Origin of the sequence: Marivivens sp. JLT3646, assembly GCF_001908835.1 — a bacterium.
GTDB lineage: Bacteria > Pseudomonadota > Alphaproteobacteria > Rhodobacterales > Rhodobacteraceae > Marivivens > Marivivens geojensis.
On record NZ_CP018572.1, the window covers coordinates 1,196,934 to 1,213,980 of the forward strand.

A 17,047-nucleotide genomic window follows, 5' to 3' on the forward strand; every position below is an offset into this window, starting at 1 on the left:
AGAGGCTTTACGCAGCCCTAGGATTTAATTTCGGGGGCGGCCATGGCGCAGAAAGCTACCATCTACAAAGTCGAACTCTCTGTCTCTGACATGGATCGTCACTATTACGAGACACATAAACTCACCATTGCCAAACACCCGTCTGAAACGGATGAGCGGATGATGGTGCGTCTCTTGGCTTTTGCTCTGAACGCGCATGAGCAGTTAGAGATGACCAAGGGGATTTCGACCGATGATGAACCCGACATCTGGCAAAAGAGCCTGAGTGATGAACTAGAGCTTTGGATCGCCCTTGGTTTGCCGAGCGATAAGGTCGTGCGCCAATCTTGCGCAAAGGCACAAAAGGTCGTGATCTACACCTACGGCGGTCGCACTGCGGATGTCTGGTGGGATAAGATCCAAAACAGCACCAGCCGGTTTGATAACCTTCAGGTCATGTCGTTGTCTGAACAAGAGACGAGCGAACTTGCAGGGCTCGCGGATCGGTCGATGAAACTTCAGGTGAATATCCAAGACGGTGATGTAATGGTCAGCGTTGGGGATCAGATCGTCTACGTCACACCGACGACCCTGAAATCAGCGCTGAACTGACCCGCGGTACGAGATGCCACAGTTGCCCTTAGGGCACCCTCTATGGCAGGTTGCCGACAAATTGGTGCATTCGTCGCAGTCGCCTATCTTGCATCTGCGATTTTATTTGTATACAATTGTGCACAATACGGCGCGACATCGGTTTTTCACCGTCGCGCTGACATGAATATAGATAATCTTCCACCGGAGATACCAATGAGCCTCTATGCCAGCTACCTCGAAGAGATCGAAGCCCGCAAAGCGCAGGGGCTTAGCCCCAAGCCTATCGATGATGGCGCTCTGACTGCTGAAATCATTGAGCAGATCAAGGACGTCAACAACGCGCACCGCGCCGATTCCTTGAAATACTTCATCTACAACACGCTCCCCGGCACCACGAGTGCCGCTGGCGTTAAGGCTGAGTTCCTCAAAGAAATCATCCTTGGTCAGGCAACCGTGGCTGAGATCGACACGGCATTTGCGTTCGAACTGCTGTCGCACATGAAGGGCGGACCTTCGGTTAAGGTTCTTCTCGACCTCGCGCTGGGCGATGATCTGGCGATTGCTGAATCCGCAGCGGAAGTTCTTAAAACCCAAGTGTTCCTCTATGAGGCTGACACGGATCGTCTGAAAGAGGCTCATGCGGCCGGCAACGCTGTTGCGACCAACATTCTGCAAAGCTACGCAAACGCTGAGTTCTTCACCCGTCTGCCTGAGATCGAAGAAGAAATCGAAGTCGTGACCTTTGTCGCAGCTGAAGGCGACATCTCGACCGACCTTCTGTCGCCGGGTAACCAAGCACACTCGCGCGCTGACCGTGAACTGCACGGCAAATGCATGTGCGATGAAGCTGCACAGAAACACATCGAAGAGCTTAAACTCCAGCACCCTGGCAAGCGCGTCATGATGATCGCTGAAAAGGGCACGATGGGCGTGGGTTCGTCGCGTATGTCTGGCGTGAACAACGTCGCACTTTGGACTGGTAAGCAAGCATCGCCTTACGTCCCGTTCGTGAACATCGCACCTGTTGTGGCTGGCACCAACGGCATCTCGCCGATCTTCTTGACGACGGTCGGCGTGACCGGCGGTATTGGCCTCGACCTTAAGAACTGGGTTAAAAAGCTGGACGAAGACGGTAAACCGATCCTCGGCAACGACGGCAACCCGCTGCTCGAGCAGAAGTATTCGGTCGAAACTGGTAAGGTCCTCAAGATCAACACCAAGAAAAAGAAACTCTACGACGAAAACGGCGAAGAGTTAGTTGATCTGTCCTCTTCCTTCACCCCGCAAAAAGTCGAGTTCATGAAAGCCGGCGGCTCTTACGCCATCGTTTTCGGTAAAAAACTCCAGACTGTTGCTGCTGACATCCTCGGCGTTGAAGCACCTGTTGTCTTTGCGCCGTCCAAAGAAATCAGCCACGAAGGTCAGGGCCTCACTGCTGTTGAGAAAATCTTCAACGCGAACGCTGTTGGCGTCACGCCGGGCAAGGTTCTCCACGCTGGTTCCGATGTTCGCGTGAAGGTCAACATCGTTGGTTCGCAAGACACAACTGGCCCGATGACCGCTCAGGAACTCGAAGCGATGGCCGCAACCGTGATCTCGCCAAATGTCGACGGCGCGTATCAGTCTGGGTGCCACACTGCATCGGTTTGGGACAAGAAGGCACAGGACAACATTCCGCGCCTGATGAGCTTTATGAACAAATTCGGTCTCGTAACTGGTCGTGATCCGAAGGGTGTTTACCACCCGATGACGGACGTTATTCACAAGGTTCTCAACGATATCACCGTTGATGACCGTGCGATCATTATCGGCGGCGACAGCCACACGCGTATGTCCAAAGGCGTCGCATTCGGTGCGGACTCGGGCACTGTGGCTCTGGCTCTTGCAACAGGTGAGGCGTCGATGCCGATCCCAGAGTCGGTCAAAGTCACCTTCAAAGGTTCGATGGTCGAATACATGGACTTCCGTGATGTTGTTCACGCGACGCAACAGCAAATGCTGAAGCAGTGCGGCGACAACGTATTCCAAGGTCGTGTCATCGAAGTGCACATCGGTACCTTGCTCGCAGACCAAGCGTTCACCTTCACCGACTGGACTGCAGAGATGAAGGCGAAAGCCTCGATCTGTATCTCTGATGACGAGACCCTGATTGAATCGCTGGAAATCGCGAAACACCGCATCCAGATCATGATCGACAAGGGCATGGATCAAGAGAGCGGTATGCTCGCTAACCTGATCGCAATCGCTGATAAGCGTATCGCTGAGATCCGTTCGGGCGAGAAACCGGCGCTGAAACCTGATGCGAACGCAAAATACTTCGCTGAGGTTGTTGTTGATCTCGACATCATCGACGAGCCGATGATCGCTGACCCTGATGTAAACAATGCTGATGTGTCCAAGCGCTACACCCACGACACCATTCGTCCGATCTCGTACTACGGTGCAGAGAAAAAGGTCGATCTGGGCTTTGTGGGCTCGTGCATGGTCCACAAGGGCGACATCAAGATCGTCGCTCAGATGCTGCGCAACATCGAAGAACTAAACGGCAAGGTAGAGTTCAAAGCTCCGCTCGTTGTTGCTGCTCCGACCTACAACATCATCGACGAGCTGAAGGAAGAGGGTGATTGGGAAATTCTCCAGAAGTATTCTGGTTTTGAATTCAACGACCTCGCACCCAAAGCTAACGCACGCACCGAGTATGAGAACATTCTCTACCTCGAGCGTCCGGGTTGTAACCTCTGCATGGGTAACCAGGAAAAAGCAGCGAAAGGTGACACTGTTCTCGCGACCTCGACCCGCTTGTTCCAAGGCCGTGTTGTAGCTGACAGCGACACCAAAAAAGGTGAATCGCTGCTGGCATCGACACCGGTTGTTGTGCTCTCGGCGATCCTTGGACGAACGCCGACACTGTCTGAATACAAAGCAGCTGTTAAGGGTATCAACCTGACCAAATTCGTTCCGACGAAAACGCCGTTGGACGCACTCTCCGTTCACTTCTGATCGGTGTAGAGTTTGAAATAGAAACGGCCCGCTTTTGGCGGGCCGTTTTCGTTTTTGGGGAGGCTGAGAGGCGAGGCTTGGGGCCTCTAAGCGAAATAGGTGGGGTCATCCCCGACAGCCCAAGTTTTCCGCTTTTCCATGACACGCGCAAAGAGATCGCTCGCCAGAAAGCGGTCGAGGTAAGCGCGCAGATTGGTCCAGCTTTGGGCGTCGAACCAAGTGCGGTCGATATGTGCAAACTGGCGAATGAACGGCAGGATCGCGAGGTCGGCGATGGTCATTGTATCCCCATAGAGGAAACTTTGCCCTGCAAGCTGACGATCCAAGGTCCGAAGGTGCATGGACGCGTTTTCGCGTTCGGTTTCCAAGTTCAGATTGGGATAGCGCGCTATGTATTTGGTGTGATCCAGCGCGGCTTTGAACGGTCCATCGTTCGCTTTGATCAACGCCCAACCGTCGTCGGGCATATTCATTAGCCCTTTCGGGTCGCGCTGTTGTAGTGCCCAGACCATGATGTCGAGGCTTTCATCATAGACGCTGTCAGCCGTGCGTAGGCAGGGAACGGTGCCCGATGGCGAGGTGGCCAAAAACTCCGCAGGTTTATCACGCAGTAGGATTTCGCGGATTTCGACGGTCACGCCCGCGACCAAAATCGCGAGCCGCGCCCGCATCGCGTAGGGGCAACGGCGAAAACTCCATAGGATGGGATGATCAGTCATGAGGTATGTCTTCCCAGAAATCAGTTGCGCGGTCTAGGTGGTGCATTATTCGTTTGATGTTAGTGTGGCGCGAGGACGGCCGAAGGAAAGACACGGACATGCTGAACGACGATGTTTTCGCTGAATTGGTAGCATGGCGACGGGATCTGCATCGGAACCCCGAACTGTCGGGTCAGGAGTTGGAAACGGCTGCGACGGTCGTCGAAATGCTTCCTGCCACTGCGCCTGATGAAATTATCACGGGTCTTGGCGGTCACGGCGTTGCAGGGTGTTACAGTGGCTGTGAGGCTGGGCCGACGGTCCTGTTGCGCTGCGAATTGGATGCGTTGCCGATCCAAGAGCTTTCGATAGCACCGCATAGGTCGTCGCGGGATGGCGTCGCTCATTTGTGCGGGCACGATGGTCATATGGCAATCATGGCCGGTGTGGCGCAATGGGTCGGTCAAAATCGACCTCAAAAAGGGCGTGTGGTTTTGCTGTTCCAACCCGCAGAAGAGGACGGCTCGGGCGCGGCCAAGGTAATCGCAGACGTGAAATTTGCAGCGATCACACCAGACATTGCGCTATCGCTTCATAATATGCCCGGTATTCCTATAGGTCATGCTGCGATTGAGGTAGGGCCAATGGCCTGTGCCTCGCGTGGTATGAAGTTGGTTCTGAAGGGTCGGACGGCCCATGCCTCTCAACCAGAAACTGGGGTGTCGCCCGCGCTCGCAATTGCTGAATTGATCCCTGCGATGACCAATTTGGCGACGGGCGGGCGACCCCAAGACGATAGTTTCACACTCGCCACCGTCACGCACGTGCGTATAGGTGAGGCGGCCTTTGGCGTCGCGCCAGCGCACGCCGAACTTTGGGTTACACTTCGCACGCAACAAGACGCGACCATGGATGCCTTGGTGGCGCGGGCAGAGTGTTTAGTGACGGCGGCTGCGTCTAAATTCGGGCTTGGTGTTGAGATCACATACCACGATGTTTTCCATCACTGTATGAACGCGCCAGAGGCTACCGCGGTTTTGGAGCAATCAATTGTCGATGAGGGGCTGACGCTCGTCAGGGGGTATTTACCGATGCGCGCGTCTGAGGATTTTGGGCGATTTGGACATGTGTCGAACGCTGCCATGTTCTTGCTTGGTGCAGGGACTGACATGCCCGCACTTCACAACCCTGACTACGATTTTCCGGACGAGCTTATCAAAACAGGTGCCAATGTCTTTATCCGTGCCCTGCAACAGTTGGTCTATTAACGTCTTGCCTGCTGGAGTGCTGGTTCTACCTTTCGCGTAACTCATGAGGTAAGTAGACCAGTGATCCAGCAAGCGAAGTATGTAACTGTTTGGTATGACAGCCAGTGCCCACTTTGTGCGCGTGAGATCGCTTTGATGCGTCGGCTGGATCGTCGAGGGGCGATTGAATTTGTCGATGCCTGTGATCCGAACACTTCATGTCCATTGGATCGGACAGCAATTCTCGAACGGTTTCATGCGCAGGTCGGAGGGCAGTTGTATTCGGGCGCGGCTGCCTTTGCCGCCATGTGGCGTGCGATCCCCGTTTTGCGGCCCTTGGGTGTCATCGCAGGCTGGCCACCGATGACACCTCTTTTCGAAGCGCTCTACAAAGGCTTCCTTAAGATTAGACCACGCTTGCAACGGGCCTTGCGGGGTTAACTGTTCGGTCGGACCCGCGCTGCTGATTTATCTGCAAACGCCGCGAGCCGCGCACGTGCATCGGGTTGAGTGTTCACAACGCCCGCCACCACAGCCTCCGCATAGGCGGCATCCATCGCGGACATGTTCCGCATGTGGCTCACCGCCGAGCAAATCGCAAAATTCGACAGGGGCAGGTTTTCAGCAGCCTTTTGCGCGAGCTCCAGCGCCATATCCAAGCTCGACCCATCGGTGTGGTATTGCGCGAGGCCAATATTGACGGCCTCGGTCCCTTGATACACGCGGCCCGTAAGCATCATATCGATCATACGCGCTTTGCCGACGAGGTCGGTCACGCGAATGGTCGCGCCACCACCAGTGAACAATCCACGCTGGCCCTCTGGAAGGGCAAAATAGGTCGTGTTGTCCATGACGCGGATATGCGCAGCGCTCGCCAATTCGAGGCCACCCCCGACGACGGCCCCTTTTAGTGCTGCGATAATCGGCACGCCGCCATATTCCATTTTATTAAAGGCCTCATGCCAACGCAAACAAAGGTGCATGAAATCGGCGGGGCTACGATCTTCGCGGTGATGTTCCACGAGGTCGAGGCCCGCGCAGAAATGATCCCCAGAACCGGCCAGAACGATGGCTCGCACGCCAGCGCGAGGGGCGGCCGTAAAGAAATCAACGAGTTCTTCAATCGTCGCACTGTCGAGAGCATTCCGCTTTGCCGCGCGGTTGAGCGTCACAAGCAGAACACCATTGTCCTGTTCTGTGATGTCGAGGTTCGCATAGCGGCTGCTGTCGATTAATGTGGTCATGGGATGGTCCTGTTTGGTCATTTAGTGACACTTAACAACATGAATGTGGTCAATCTATCTCAAAAAATGACTAATAATTTGCTGAAAGTGACAGATTGGGGCAGGGTGATGGGCAAATGAAAAAGAGTGACCCCATATACCCCACCGTTTCTCGTGCGTTCATCCAAGATTGGGTCGAAGCCTTGGAGCGGTCATGCCCGTCGAACACATTGGCGAACATCCTCGATGATATTGGTCTTACTGACGGCTCAGTTAGGGTGACACACGACCAGATCGTGAGGCTCTATCAGAGGATAGCGATAGAGACGGGCGATGAGATGGTTGGCCTTTGGGGGCGCCCTGTGCGGGCCGGCGCGCTGAAACTGCTCTGCGGATCGGTGAGGGATGCGTCCTCTATGTCAGCCGCACTATTTCGGTTCGTTCAATACTGGAACATCATTCTGGACGATGTGAGGTTGGAACTGTCCGATGCGAACGGGCATGTGGCTCTTTCGATCACAGAGACCGCAGAACAGCCTGCCAACCGGTTCGGCGTGCTGCTCGTCTTAAAACTTGCGCATGGCATCGCGTCGTGGCTCGCTGGATTTGAAGTGCGTCTGAACGAGGTGCAGTTCGGATTTGAAGCTCCTGATTTTGCATCCGATTATCCGGTTCTATTCCCGTGCCCCGTTTCGTTTTCTCATCGGAAATCAACGGTCATATTCAGCTCTGACTTGCCTGAAGCGATCCTTGCGAAGAGCGATTCCGAGATGAGGGAATTCCTTGAGAGAGCACCGCGGGATTGGATTTTCACAGCGTTGCGCGAACATGCCTTATCGCTCCGTTTGCGCGAAATGGTTTTAGCCTCGGACGGGTTTAATCTGTCATTGGTGGATGCTGCGGGAATGATGAATGTGACGTCGCGCACCTTGATGCGGCGTTTGGATGCCGAAGGAACGACATTCCAGTTGATCAAAGACGGCGTTCGGCGTGACGTGGCGATGCGCGAATTGTCGTTAGGGGGGAAGTCGATTGAGGCTATCGCGCAGGACGTCGGGTTTGCCTCGGCTGCGAATTTTCACCGTGCTTTTCGGCGGTGGACGGGCCAAACGCCTCGGGCTTATCAGCCGCAAAAGAGCAGGAGCTAAATTTGATCATAAATTTATAACGAAGGACTTTATTGGTTCATTTTAAACGTATATCTAGTGTCAAACTGTTTGCTCAAATCTGGCGGAGCGGAGCCCATGTCACAGGTCATCGAAGAATTGGCGGGCGTCCCTTTGGATCGTTTGCATGAAATCGCGACCCGCGAGGCCGATCGGTATGTTCAAAGCCGTCCAAAGACGCAAAAGTCTCTGAAATCAGGTTCCGTTTCTTATTTGGACGGCGTTCCGATGCATTGGATGAAGGACTGGCCGATGCCGTTCCCGATGCTAGTGCAAAAAGCTAAGGCGGCGCAGATCACAGATTTGGACGGTCATAAGATCGATGATTTCTGCCTTGGCGATACGGGCTCAATGTTCGGGCATTCCCCCAAACCGGTTGCGAAAGCGATCCGTAAGCAGGCGAAACGCGGGCTGACTTACATGCTCCCGACTGAGGCCGCGTTGATGGCTGGTGCGTTGTTGACAGAACGGTTTGGGGACTTTGCGTGGCAGATCGCGACCACTGCGACGGATGCGAACCGTTTTGCCTTGCGCGTGGCACGCGCGGTCACGGGGCGGCCCAAGGTTCTGGTGTTCAATGGCTGTTATCATGGCACCGTTGACGACGCGATGGTTGAACTGCGTGGTGGCAAGACAGCGACCCGCGAGGGTCTTGTGGGACAGGTGGCGGATCTCACCCAGACAGCTGTTTGTGCAGAATTCAACGATCTGGCCAGCGTGGAGGCCGCACTGAAAACGGGCGATGTTGCGGCTATTTTGACAGAGCCGGTGATGACCAACTCTTGCATGGTGCTGCCACACGACGGGTTTCATGCGGAACTTCGGAAATTGGCGAACCGATATGGCGCGCTTTTGATCATCGACGAAACACACACGATTTCATCGGGGCTGGGTGGCTACACCCGCGTGCACGGGCTCGAACCTGATATCTTTGTCGTCGGGAAATGCGTGGCGGGCGGGATGCCGACCGCAGTTTGGGGCCTCGCGCCTAAGGTTGTGAAATCCTACCTGCGGTATTGCGCGGAAAAGCCGAGCGGCCATTCGGGGATGGGCACCACGCTCTCTGCGAACCCGATGCAATTCGCTTGTCTGACGGCTACGTTGTCCGACGTGATGACTGGCGAAAATTACGCCCATATGGAGCGCGGCGCTGAGCGGCTTGCTGATGGTTTAGCGCAAGTGATCCAGCGCCATAATGCGCCTTGGCACGTTGTCCGTGTCGGAGCGCGCGTCGAATTTATCTGCGCCAAAGGCCCACTCAATAATGGGACAGAGGCCGCCGCTGCACATATCCATGAGGTCGAGGCCGTCGTGCATACAGCACTCTTAAATCGTGGCTGCCTGATCGCGCCCTTCCATAATATGATGTTGGTCAGCCCTGTGACCACAAATGACCAGATTGACCGCCTCATCGCCGCGTTCGATGATGTAATGTCAGACCTCTTCGCCAAAGGAAAAACCTGATGACCCAAACCTGTCCCTCTGGCGCGAGTGTTGCCGAAGCCGAAGCGTTCCTCGACGCGCATCCTGAGATCGAAGCAATCGATATCGTCCTGCACGACTCCAATGGGATCGGGCGGGGCAAGATCATTCGGAGGCACGAACTGGTGTCGATCTATAAATCGGGCCGTCACATTCCGATTTCGATCCTCGGTCTCGATATCTGCGGTGAGGATGTCCATGAAACGGGTCTGATCTGGGATCAGGGTGATGGCGATCTGCGCGCGTGGCCTATTCCCGGCACGTTAAAGCCGCTCCATAACACCACGCCGCCTCGGGCTGAGGTGTTCCTTTCGCTCTACGAACTCGACGGTCGCCCGATGACCTCTGACCCGCGCCATGCTTTGCAGCGGCAGGTCGATGCCTTCGCAGCCAAAGGTCTGAAACCTGCGGGCGCGTTTGAATTGGAGTTCTTCCTCCTCGACAACGAACGTGATGCTGATGGCAAAGTGCGTCCCGCGCGTGACGTTTTGGATGGTCGGAAATCCAGCGGCAAGACCGAGGTCTATTCCGTCGATCACCTGCACGGGATGTTGCCGCTCTTTTCTGACATTTACGCAGGCGCTGAGAAGGCAGGGATCAAAGCAGAGACCATGATTTCTGAATATGCGCCCGGTCAGTATGAACTGACGTTGCACTACCGTGAGGACGTGATGCAGGCGGCGGATGACCTTGTGCGGCTCAAACGGATTGTGCGCCAACAAGCACGTGCGCATGGCGTGACGGCCTGTTTCATGGCGAAACCGATTGAGGATTACGCAGGCTCTGGCATGCATTTCCACGTCTCTTTGCAGGATGATGCGGGCAATAACGTCTTTGCCGAAAAAGAAGGCGAAGGCTGGACCGATACGATCCTCCACGCGATTGGTGGTTTGCGGGCGACGATGGGTGAATCCATGCTCGTCTTTGCACCGCACCTCAATTCGTGGCGTCGTTTCGCGAACCAAAGCTATGCACCAGTATCGACTGCATGGGGTGTGAATAACCGCTCTGTCGCGCTCCGCATCCCCGAAGGCGATGTTAAGGCGCGCCGCATTGAACATCGCCCCTCTGGCGTGGATGCGAACCCATACCTTATTGGGGCGACGGTTCTGGCGGGTATTCTGCACGGGATTGAGAACCGCATTGATCCGGGTCCAGAAACCACGGGCAACGCCTATGATGTGGACCCCGCGGGCCCGCCGATCCCGCGTGATTGGCGCAGTGCGATTGATATGGCGGTGAACTCTGACTTCCTAAAATCGGCCTTGGGCGAAGACATGCATCGCACCTTCACGGCGGTGCGTCAGGCCGAATACGACCGCGTGGCACGCACGATCAGCAATGTGGACTACGACCTGTATCTTTACACGATCTGATCGTTTTTAGGTTTCTTTGTCCTCGATCAAGGTTTATCGGACCCACGCCGCTATGTGGACCGATAGCCAGAGAGAGGACATGCCATGCCCAAAGATCAGACCCAGACCCGTCGTTCAGAGCTTTTGATGCCTGCAGGCTCGCTCGAGCGGCTGAAGGTTGCTGTTCTCTATGGGGCCGACGCGGTTTACCTCGGCACGCCCGATATGTCGCTGCGGACGAAATCCAAGTTCTCGCTTGAGGATGTCAAAGAGGGCGTTGCCTTTGCACATGCGCATGGTGTGCGGGTCTATCTGACGCTCAACCTCTTTACGCATAACAAAGACGTAGAAAAGCTAGAGAGCTTTATCGAGACGCTGAAAGACATCCGTCCCGATGGCGTGATCATCGCGGATCCTGGTGTCTTTAACTACGTACGCAAACATGCGCCTGAGCTGAACCTTCACATCTCGACACAAGCGAACGTGTGTTCATGGCTCACGGTGGACTACTGGAAAGATATGGGTGCCGAACTGGTCGTTTTGGCTCGCGAGGTCACCTTTGCCGAGATGGAAGAAATCCGCGAGAAATGCCCTGACATCCGCCTAGAGAGCTTTGTTCACGGTGCGATGTGCATGACCTATTCGGGCCGCTGCCTCTTGTCGAACTTCATGGCCGAACGCGGCGCGAACCAAGGCAACTGTGCGAACTCCTGTCGCTGGCACTATAAGGTCCACATGAAGCTCAAGGACGGCACGATCAAAGAATTGCCGCTGACCGAAGAGAACCTCGAACTGTTCGAATTCGTGTTGGAAGAGGGCGCGCGTCCCGGTGAATTCATGCCGATCGAAGAGGATTGGCGCGGCTCTTATATCTTGAACTCCAAGGATATGTGCCTCATGCCAAAACTCGACGACCTGCTGCGTATCGGCGTTGATAGCCTCAAGGTCGAAGGACGTAACAAAAGCCCGTATTATGTCGCCACCGTTGCACGAGCGTATCGCCGTGCGATTGATGACTATTACGCCGACCCCGAGAACTGGTCGCCAGATCAGTATATGGACGAACTCGTCGGTGCGACGAACCGTGGGTTTACCATCGCATTCCACGAGGGCCGCCTCCAGAACTACGCCCACAACTATGACCACACCAAGGCAATGGCTCTGTGGGAATTCGCGGGCATGATCACCGAGGTTCGCGAGGACGGTCTGGTGATGAACGTCAAGAACCGTCTCGATGGCGGTGATGTTCTGGAATTCCTGCCGCCCGATCCGAAAGCGGAACCTGTTCTCTTGCGCCTCTACGAATACGAACTCGCCAACAAACCGGGTGAAATTGCGGACTACGTCGTAGGTAGCCGTGGTGATCAGGTGTTCATCCCATTCACGGCGTTTGACCGTGAAGACCCCGAAGCGATCCGTCGCAATTTCCCGCCGTTCACCATTGTCCGCTCAGAGGCCATGCTAACCGACGACGATTGGCGGCGGTTCAAGCTCGATAAAACGGCGCAGAAAATTGAACTGGGGCAGGATGCCTACAAAGGTGCGTATCGCAATCAGGTTAAGAAGTTGCAGGACGCCATCGGCTCTGAGCAGATGGAAAAACGGTCCAAAACCTCGCGCTCTGGTGCGGCTGGCTGCTGTGGTCGTGGTTGTAACGGGTGCCTGATGTTCTGGAACGATCCCGAATATGCAAAGGCTCGTGAGTTGCTCAAGCAAAAGAAAATGGGCGAGATGTTAGACCGCGATATGCGGGAAAAGATCTAAGCTTGATTTTCCCGTTAGCCTTCAAACTTCATTAAGCACTTCTCCCTAAGGTCAGGGCCTGCACATGCGGAAACTTGGTTTGGGGAAGTGTTATGAAATATGCGCCAATCGACAGTGTTTCGGTTTCGTCCTTTACTGTGAGGCAGGTATCTAGTGCTGGGGTGCGCGTCTATCAGCGTGTCTTTAAACGGATTATTGATACGATGCTCGTCGCGGTGTCCTTGCCGATTGTCGTGCCCGTCATTGCGGTTCTTGCACTCATTATCCGCCGCGACGGTGGTCCCGCGTTCTTTGTCCAACCTCGTGTTGGGCTACATGGACACGTGTTTCCCTGCTTCAAACTGCGCACGATGCATGTTGATGCAGAGACGCGGTTGGCTGAAATGTGCGCCGCTGATCCGATCATTGCTGCGGAATGGCACCGTGATCAAAAGCTCCGCATTGATCCGCGTATCACAAAGTTCGGCTGCTTCTTGCGGCGGTCCAGCCTCGATGAATTACCACAGCTTTTCAACGTCTTGCGCGGTGAGATGAGTGTCGTTGGCCCGCGTCCCTTCCTTCCGTCGCAGGAAGACCTTTATCGTCAGGCAGGAGGTCGCGCCTATTACGCGATGCGTCCTGGCATTACGGGGTCTTGGCAGGTGGCGGGGCGTGGGGACACTCGGTTTGTTGATCGTGTCGGATTTGATGACGACTATCATTCCCGTCTCAGCCTCAAGGAGGACCTGTTGATCCTCCTTAAAACGGTCAGTGTCGTCATCAAAAGCACGGGCCGCTAAGGTTAGGTCTGGTAATTGAGGATCGGCGAAAGCCAGCGTTCAGCCTCAGCTACGCTTATACCTTTGCGGTTCGCGTAGTCCTCAACCTGATCGCGCTCAACTTTACCAACTCCGAAATAATAGCTTTCTGGATGGGCGATGTAGAGGCCTGACACCGAAGCCGCAGGCCACATCGCATAGCTTTCCGTCAGTGAAACACCCGTTGCCGTTTCCGCATCCAGCAACGACCAAAGCGTCGCTTTTTCGGTGTGATCTGGCTGCGCTGGATAACCTGGGGCAGGGCGGATGCCAGCATAGGGCTCAGCAATCAGATCGGTCGGGGCATAGGCCTCGGATGCATAGCCCCAAAGCTCGGTCCGAACATATTCATGCATCCGCTCGGCAAAGGCCTCGGCAAATCGGTCTGCCAAAGCCTTGACCATAATCGAAGAATAGTTGTCGTACTTGGCGTCAAACTGCGACGCGATTTCGTCCTCTTCGGGGCCAGCCGTGACGACGAATGCACCAATATAGTCGCCAGACGGTGCTACAAAGTCAGAGAGCGCAACATTGGGTCGTCCATCGCGTTTTGCCGTTTGCTGACGCAGGGTGTAGAGCGTTTGCAGAGGTTCTTCCCGTGCTTCATCGTTAAATAGCTGTATGTCGTCACCGACAGACTGCGCGGGCCAGAACCCAACGACCGCCTTTGGCGCGAACCAGCTTTCATCGATGATTTTTTCCAACATGGCCTGAGCGTCTGCGAATAGGGACCGCGCCGCTTCACCTTGTTTTGGGTCATCCAGAATAGCCGGATATTGGCCTTTCAACTCCCACGTTTGGAAAAACGGGGTCCAGTCGATGTAGTCGGCCAATTCAGCCAGTGACCACTGATCAAAGACGCGAGTGCCGATGAAAGTCGGTGTTTTAGCTTCATACCCGCCGAAATCGATCTTCAACGCATTGTCGCGGGCTTCTTGCAATGTGATCCGCTTTTTACCGCGTTCGCCTCGGGCATGACGTTCTGCAATATCGGCGTAATCGGCGCGGGCCGCCTGTTTCACCTCAGCCGCTTTGTCCGACAGTAGAGACGACACGACGCCGACCGCGCGGCTGGCATCGGTCACATACATCGCCTGACCGCTGGTGTACTTCGGCGCGATTTTTACTGCGGTGTGAACCTTGGACGTTGTCGCGCCGCCGATCAAAAGGGGGATGTCAAAGCCCTCACGCTCCATCTCGGCGGCAACGTGGACCATCTCATCGAGCGACGGTGTGATCAGACCAGACAATCCGATCACATCGACATTCTCACGCTTTGCCGTCTCAAGGATTTTCGACGTCGGCACCATGACGCCTAGGTCGATGATTTCGTAGTTGTTACAGGCCAGCACAACGCCAACGATGTTTTTACCGATGTCATGCACATCGCCCTTTACCGTTGCCAAGAGAACCTTACCTGCGGCTTCTTGTTTACCGTTTTTTTCGGCCTCAATGTAAGGCGTCAGGACGGCGACAGCTTGTTTCATCACGCGGGCGGATTTCACCACTTGGGGGAGGAACATTTTACCTGCGCCAAAGAGGTCGCCGACCACGTTCATGCCGTCCATCAGTGGCCCCTCAATCACGTCGAGCGGGCGGGTCGCCCGTTGGCGGGCTTCCTCGGTGTCGGCCTCAATGAATTCGGTGATGCCGTTGACCAAGGCGTGTTCGAGACGTTTTTCAACCGAGGCCTCGCGCCATGACATGTCCTTTTCCTTGGCCAGTGCACCACCTTGGCCGCGATAGGTTTCGGCCAGTTCCAGCATCCGCTCTGTGGCGTCAGAACGGCGGTTCAGAACCACATCCTCGCAATGCTCGCGTAGTTCAGGGTCGATCTCTGAATAAACGGCGAGCTGGCCTGCGTTCACGATCCCCATATCCATGCCGTTTTGGATTGCATGGTATAGGAATACGGCATGCATGGCTTCGCGCACGGCCTCGTTCCCGCGGAAAGAAAACGACAGGTTTGACACCCCGCCCGAGACGTGGACATGCGGGCAGGCCTCAGTGATCCGCTTGGTCGCATTGATGAAGTCGACGCCATAGTTGTCGTGCTCTTCAATGCCCGTCGCGACCGCAAAAACGTTCGGGTCAAATATGATGTCTTCGGGTGGGAAACCGATGTCTTGGGTCAGGATCCGATAGGCACGGGTGCAAATTTCGACCTTGCGATCTTCGGTATCGGCTTGGCCGCGTTCGTCAAAGGCCATGACGACGACTGCGGCACCATATCGACGACAAAGGGTCGCCTGCTGGCGGAATTGCTCTTCGCCTTCTTTCATAGAAATCGAATTGACGATGGCCTTGCCCTGGATGCACTTTAGGCCCGCCTCGATCACCTCCCACTTGGAACTATCGACCATGATCGGCACGCGGGCAATGTCAGGCTCTGCTGCGATCAAGTTCAGGTAATCGACCATCGCTTGTTTGCTGTCGATAAGGCCTTCATCCATGTTGATGTCGATGATCTGCGCGCCATTTTCGACCTGTTGGCGGGCGACGTCCAAGGCCGCAGTGTAATCCGCAGCCGTGATCAATTTGCGGAACTTAGCGGACCCTGTCACGTTTGTCCGTTCACCCACGTTCACAAATGGAATGTCGTTGGTTAGGGTGAATGGCTCTAGTCCAGAGAGGCGCATGAGCGGTTCAACTGTCGGGATCGCGCGGGGTGCATAGCTTTTGACGACCTCGGCAATGGCGCGGATGTGGTCAAAGGTCGATCCACAGCACCCACCGACAATGTTCAGCAGCCCATCCTTGGCGAAGCCTTCGATTTGGGCTGCCATCTGTGCGGGCGTCTCATCATATTCGCCGAACTCATTGGGGAGGCCCGCGTTCGGGTAGGCGCAAATCCGAGTGTCGGCAACGCTCGACAGTTCGGCCAAATGTTCACGCATCGCATTTGCACCAAGCGCACAGTTCAGTCCGATCGTAAAAGGCCGCGCATGGCGAAGCGAATGCCAAAACGCCGTCGGCGTCTGACCCGAGAGCGTGCGCCCTGACAGGTCAGTGATCGTACCCGAAATCATCACGGGCAGGATGATACCTTTCGCCTCAAACACTTCCTCAGCAGCAAAAACGGCGGCCTTTGCGTTCAGGGTATCAAAGATCGTTTCGATCAGAATAATGTCCGCGCCGCCGTCAATCAGCCCGTGGATTTGTTGAGCATAGGCAACGCGCAATTCATCAAACGAAACAGCGCGGTAGCCGGGGTTGTTCACATCTGGGCTAATGCTCGCCGTTCGGTTGGTCGGACCAACAGCACCCGCAACAAACCGAGGCTTCCCGTCAATCGCTGTCGCGCGATCCATCGCGTTACGCGCCAAACGTGCGCCTGCAATGTTCAGATCATAAACCTTGTCCTCTAGTCCGTAATCCGCCTGCGCGATCGTAGTCGAAGAGAACGTGTTGGTCTCTGCAATATCGGCCCCCGCCATCGCATATTGAAAGTGAATTTCCTCAATCGCGTCGGGCTGCGTGAGGTTCAAAAGGTCATTGTTGCCCTGTTGCGGCTTGTCCGAATGGATGTGGCACCCGCAACCGCCATGCCCTGTGAAATCCCTTTCGACGAGGCCGAGTTTTTGGATTTGTGTCCCCATAGCGCCATCCAGAATAAGGATGCGGTCTCGGGCCGCGATGGTAAGGCTGTCAAAAATAGGCGAACGAACTGGTTTGGTCATTAAGGTATCCTTTGCTTGCGCGGGTGATACCTGCCACCGTTCGATTAGTGAAATTCAAGATC

12 protein-coding genes are annotated in these 17,047 nt (G+C 55.2%); 9 read left to right on the forward strand and 3 right to left on the reverse strand.

The window, feature by feature from the left end; genetic code table 11:
• The first annotated feature begins 42 nt into the window (after nucleotides 1–42).
• Nucleotides 43–591 carry a YaeQ family protein gene (locus BSK21_RS05990; RefSeq protein ID WP_067547692.1) on the forward strand — a complete coding sequence of 183 codons (549 nt, stop codon included), beginning with the start codon at nucleotides 43–45 and terminating at the stop codon, nucleotides 589–591.
• Nucleotides 592–786: 195 nt separating this feature from the next.
• Nucleotides 787–3,573, forward strand: a complete 2,787-nt coding sequence (locus BSK21_RS05995; RefSeq protein ID WP_067547879.1) for a bifunctional aconitate hydratase 2/2-methylisocitrate dehydratase — start codon at nucleotides 787–789, stop codon at nucleotides 3,571–3,573.
• Between the two features lie 86 nt (nucleotides 3,574–3,659).
• On the opposite strand, the gene BSK21_RS06000 is transcribed toward BSK21_RS05995, so the two are convergent.
• Entirely contained in the window at nucleotides 3,660–4,292 is a 633-nt protein-coding gene (locus tag BSK21_RS06000) for a glutathione S-transferase (RefSeq protein WP_067547696.1), read from the reverse strand.
• A 98-nt stretch (nucleotides 4,293–4,390) separates the two neighbouring features.
• Between BSK21_RS06000 and BSK21_RS06005 the strand changes: the two genes are divergently transcribed.
• Nucleotides 4,391–5,539 carry an amidohydrolase gene (locus tag BSK21_RS06005; protein ID WP_067547698.1) on the forward strand — a complete coding sequence of 383 codons (1,149 nt, stop codon included), beginning with the start codon at nucleotides 4,391–4,393 and terminating at the stop codon, nucleotides 5,537–5,539.
• Between the two features lie 60 nt (nucleotides 5,540–5,599).
• A complete protein-coding gene (locus tag BSK21_RS06010) occupies nucleotides 5,600–5,959 on the forward strand; it encodes a DUF393 domain-containing protein (protein WP_231924747.1) in 360 nt (119 codons plus the stop codon).
• On the opposite strand, the gene BSK21_RS06015 is transcribed toward BSK21_RS06010, so the two are convergent.
• Nucleotides 5,956–6,762, reverse strand: a complete 807-nt coding sequence (locus BSK21_RS06015; RefSeq protein WP_067547701.1) for a crotonase/enoyl-CoA hydratase family protein — start codon at nucleotides 6,760–6,762, stop codon at nucleotides 5,956–5,958. The genes BSK21_RS06010 and BSK21_RS06015 overlap by 4 nt on opposite strands.
• A 116-nt stretch (nucleotides 6,763–6,878) precedes the next feature.
• On the opposite strand from BSK21_RS06015, the gene BSK21_RS06020 reads away from it, so the two are divergent.
• The 5 genes from BSK21_RS06020 (at nucleotide 6,879) to BSK21_RS06040 (ending at nucleotide 13,287) form a co-directional block, all read left to right on the forward strand.
• Nucleotides 6,879–7,889, forward strand: coding sequence for an AraC family transcriptional regulator (locus BSK21_RS06020; RefSeq protein WP_067547703.1), 1,011 nt, complete (start codon nucleotides 6,879–6,881; stop codon nucleotides 7,887–7,889).
• A gap of 96 nt (nucleotides 7,890–7,985) precedes the next feature.
• Entirely contained in the window at nucleotides 7,986–9,371 is a 1,386-nt protein-coding gene (locus tag BSK21_RS06025; RefSeq protein ID WP_067547708.1) for an aspartate aminotransferase family protein, read from the forward strand.
• Nucleotides 9,371–10,765, forward strand: a complete 1,395-nt coding sequence (locus tag BSK21_RS06030) for a glutamine synthetase family protein (RefSeq protein ID WP_067547711.1) — start codon at nucleotides 9,371–9,373, stop codon at nucleotides 10,763–10,765. Before BSK21_RS06025 ends, BSK21_RS06030 begins: the two co-directional genes overlap by 1 nt.
• Before the next feature lie 84 nt (nucleotides 10,766–10,849).
• On the forward strand, nucleotides 10,850–12,508 hold the full coding sequence (locus BSK21_RS06035; RefSeq protein WP_067547713.1) for a U32 family peptidase: 1,659 nt from the start codon (nucleotides 10,850–10,852) through the stop codon (nucleotides 12,506–12,508).
• Nucleotides 12,509–12,600: 92 nt separating this feature from the next.
• Nucleotides 12,601–13,287 (forward strand): sugar transferase, encoded by a 687-nt coding sequence (locus tag BSK21_RS06040; RefSeq protein ID WP_082959382.1) that lies wholly within the window; start codon nucleotides 12,601–12,603, stop codon nucleotides 13,285–13,287.
• Nucleotides 13,288–13,289: 2 nt separating this feature from the next.
• Here BSK21_RS06040 and metH read toward each other — a convergent pair whose 3' ends face one another.
• Nucleotides 13,290–16,985 (reverse strand): methionine synthase, encoded by a 3,696-nt coding sequence (gene metH, locus BSK21_RS06045; protein WP_067547715.1) that lies wholly within the window; start codon nucleotides 16,983–16,985, stop codon nucleotides 13,290–13,292.
• Nucleotides 16,986–17,047 lie beyond the last annotated feature (62 nt).

Bases quoted from the DNA above. Each gene is read 5' to 3' on its own strand.
- metH (WP_067547715.1), bottom strand. From the start codon at position 16,985: ATGACCAAACCAGTTCGTTCGCCTATTTTTGACAGCCTTACCATCGCG.
- BSK21_RS06000 (WP_067547696.1), bottom strand. From the start codon at position 4,292: ATGACTGATCATCCCATCCTATGGAGTTTTCGCCGTTGCCCCTACGCG.
- BSK21_RS05995 (WP_067547879.1), top strand. From the start codon at position 787: ATGAGCCTCTATGCCAGCTACCTCGAAGAGATCGAAGCCCGCAAAGCG.
- BSK21_RS06020 (WP_067547703.1), top strand. From the start codon at position 6,879: ATGAAAAAGAGTGACCCCATATACCCCACCGTTTCTCGTGCGTTCATC.
- BSK21_RS06040 (WP_082959382.1), top strand. From the start codon at position 12,601: ATGAAATATGCGCCAATCGACAGTGTTTCGGTTTCGTCCTTTACTGTG.
- BSK21_RS06030 (WP_067547711.1), top strand. From the start codon at position 9,371: ATGACCCAAACCTGTCCCTCTGGCGCGAGTGTTGCCGAAGCCGAAGCG.
- BSK21_RS06025 (WP_067547708.1), top strand. From the start codon at position 7,986: ATGTCACAGGTCATCGAAGAATTGGCGGGCGTCCCTTTGGATCGTTTG.
- BSK21_RS06035 (WP_067547713.1), top strand. From the start codon at position 10,850: ATGCCCAAAGATCAGACCCAGACCCGTCGTTCAGAGCTTTTGATGCCT.
- BSK21_RS06005 (WP_067547698.1), top strand. From the start codon at position 4,391: ATGCTGAACGACGATGTTTTCGCTGAATTGGTAGCATGGCGACGGGAT.
- BSK21_RS06015 (WP_067547701.1), bottom strand. From the start codon at position 6,762: ATGACCACATTAATCGACAGCAGCCGCTATGCGAACCTCGACATCACA.
- BSK21_RS05990 (WP_067547692.1), top strand. From the start codon at position 43: ATGGCGCAGAAAGCTACCATCTACAAAGTCGAACTCTCTGTCTCTGAC.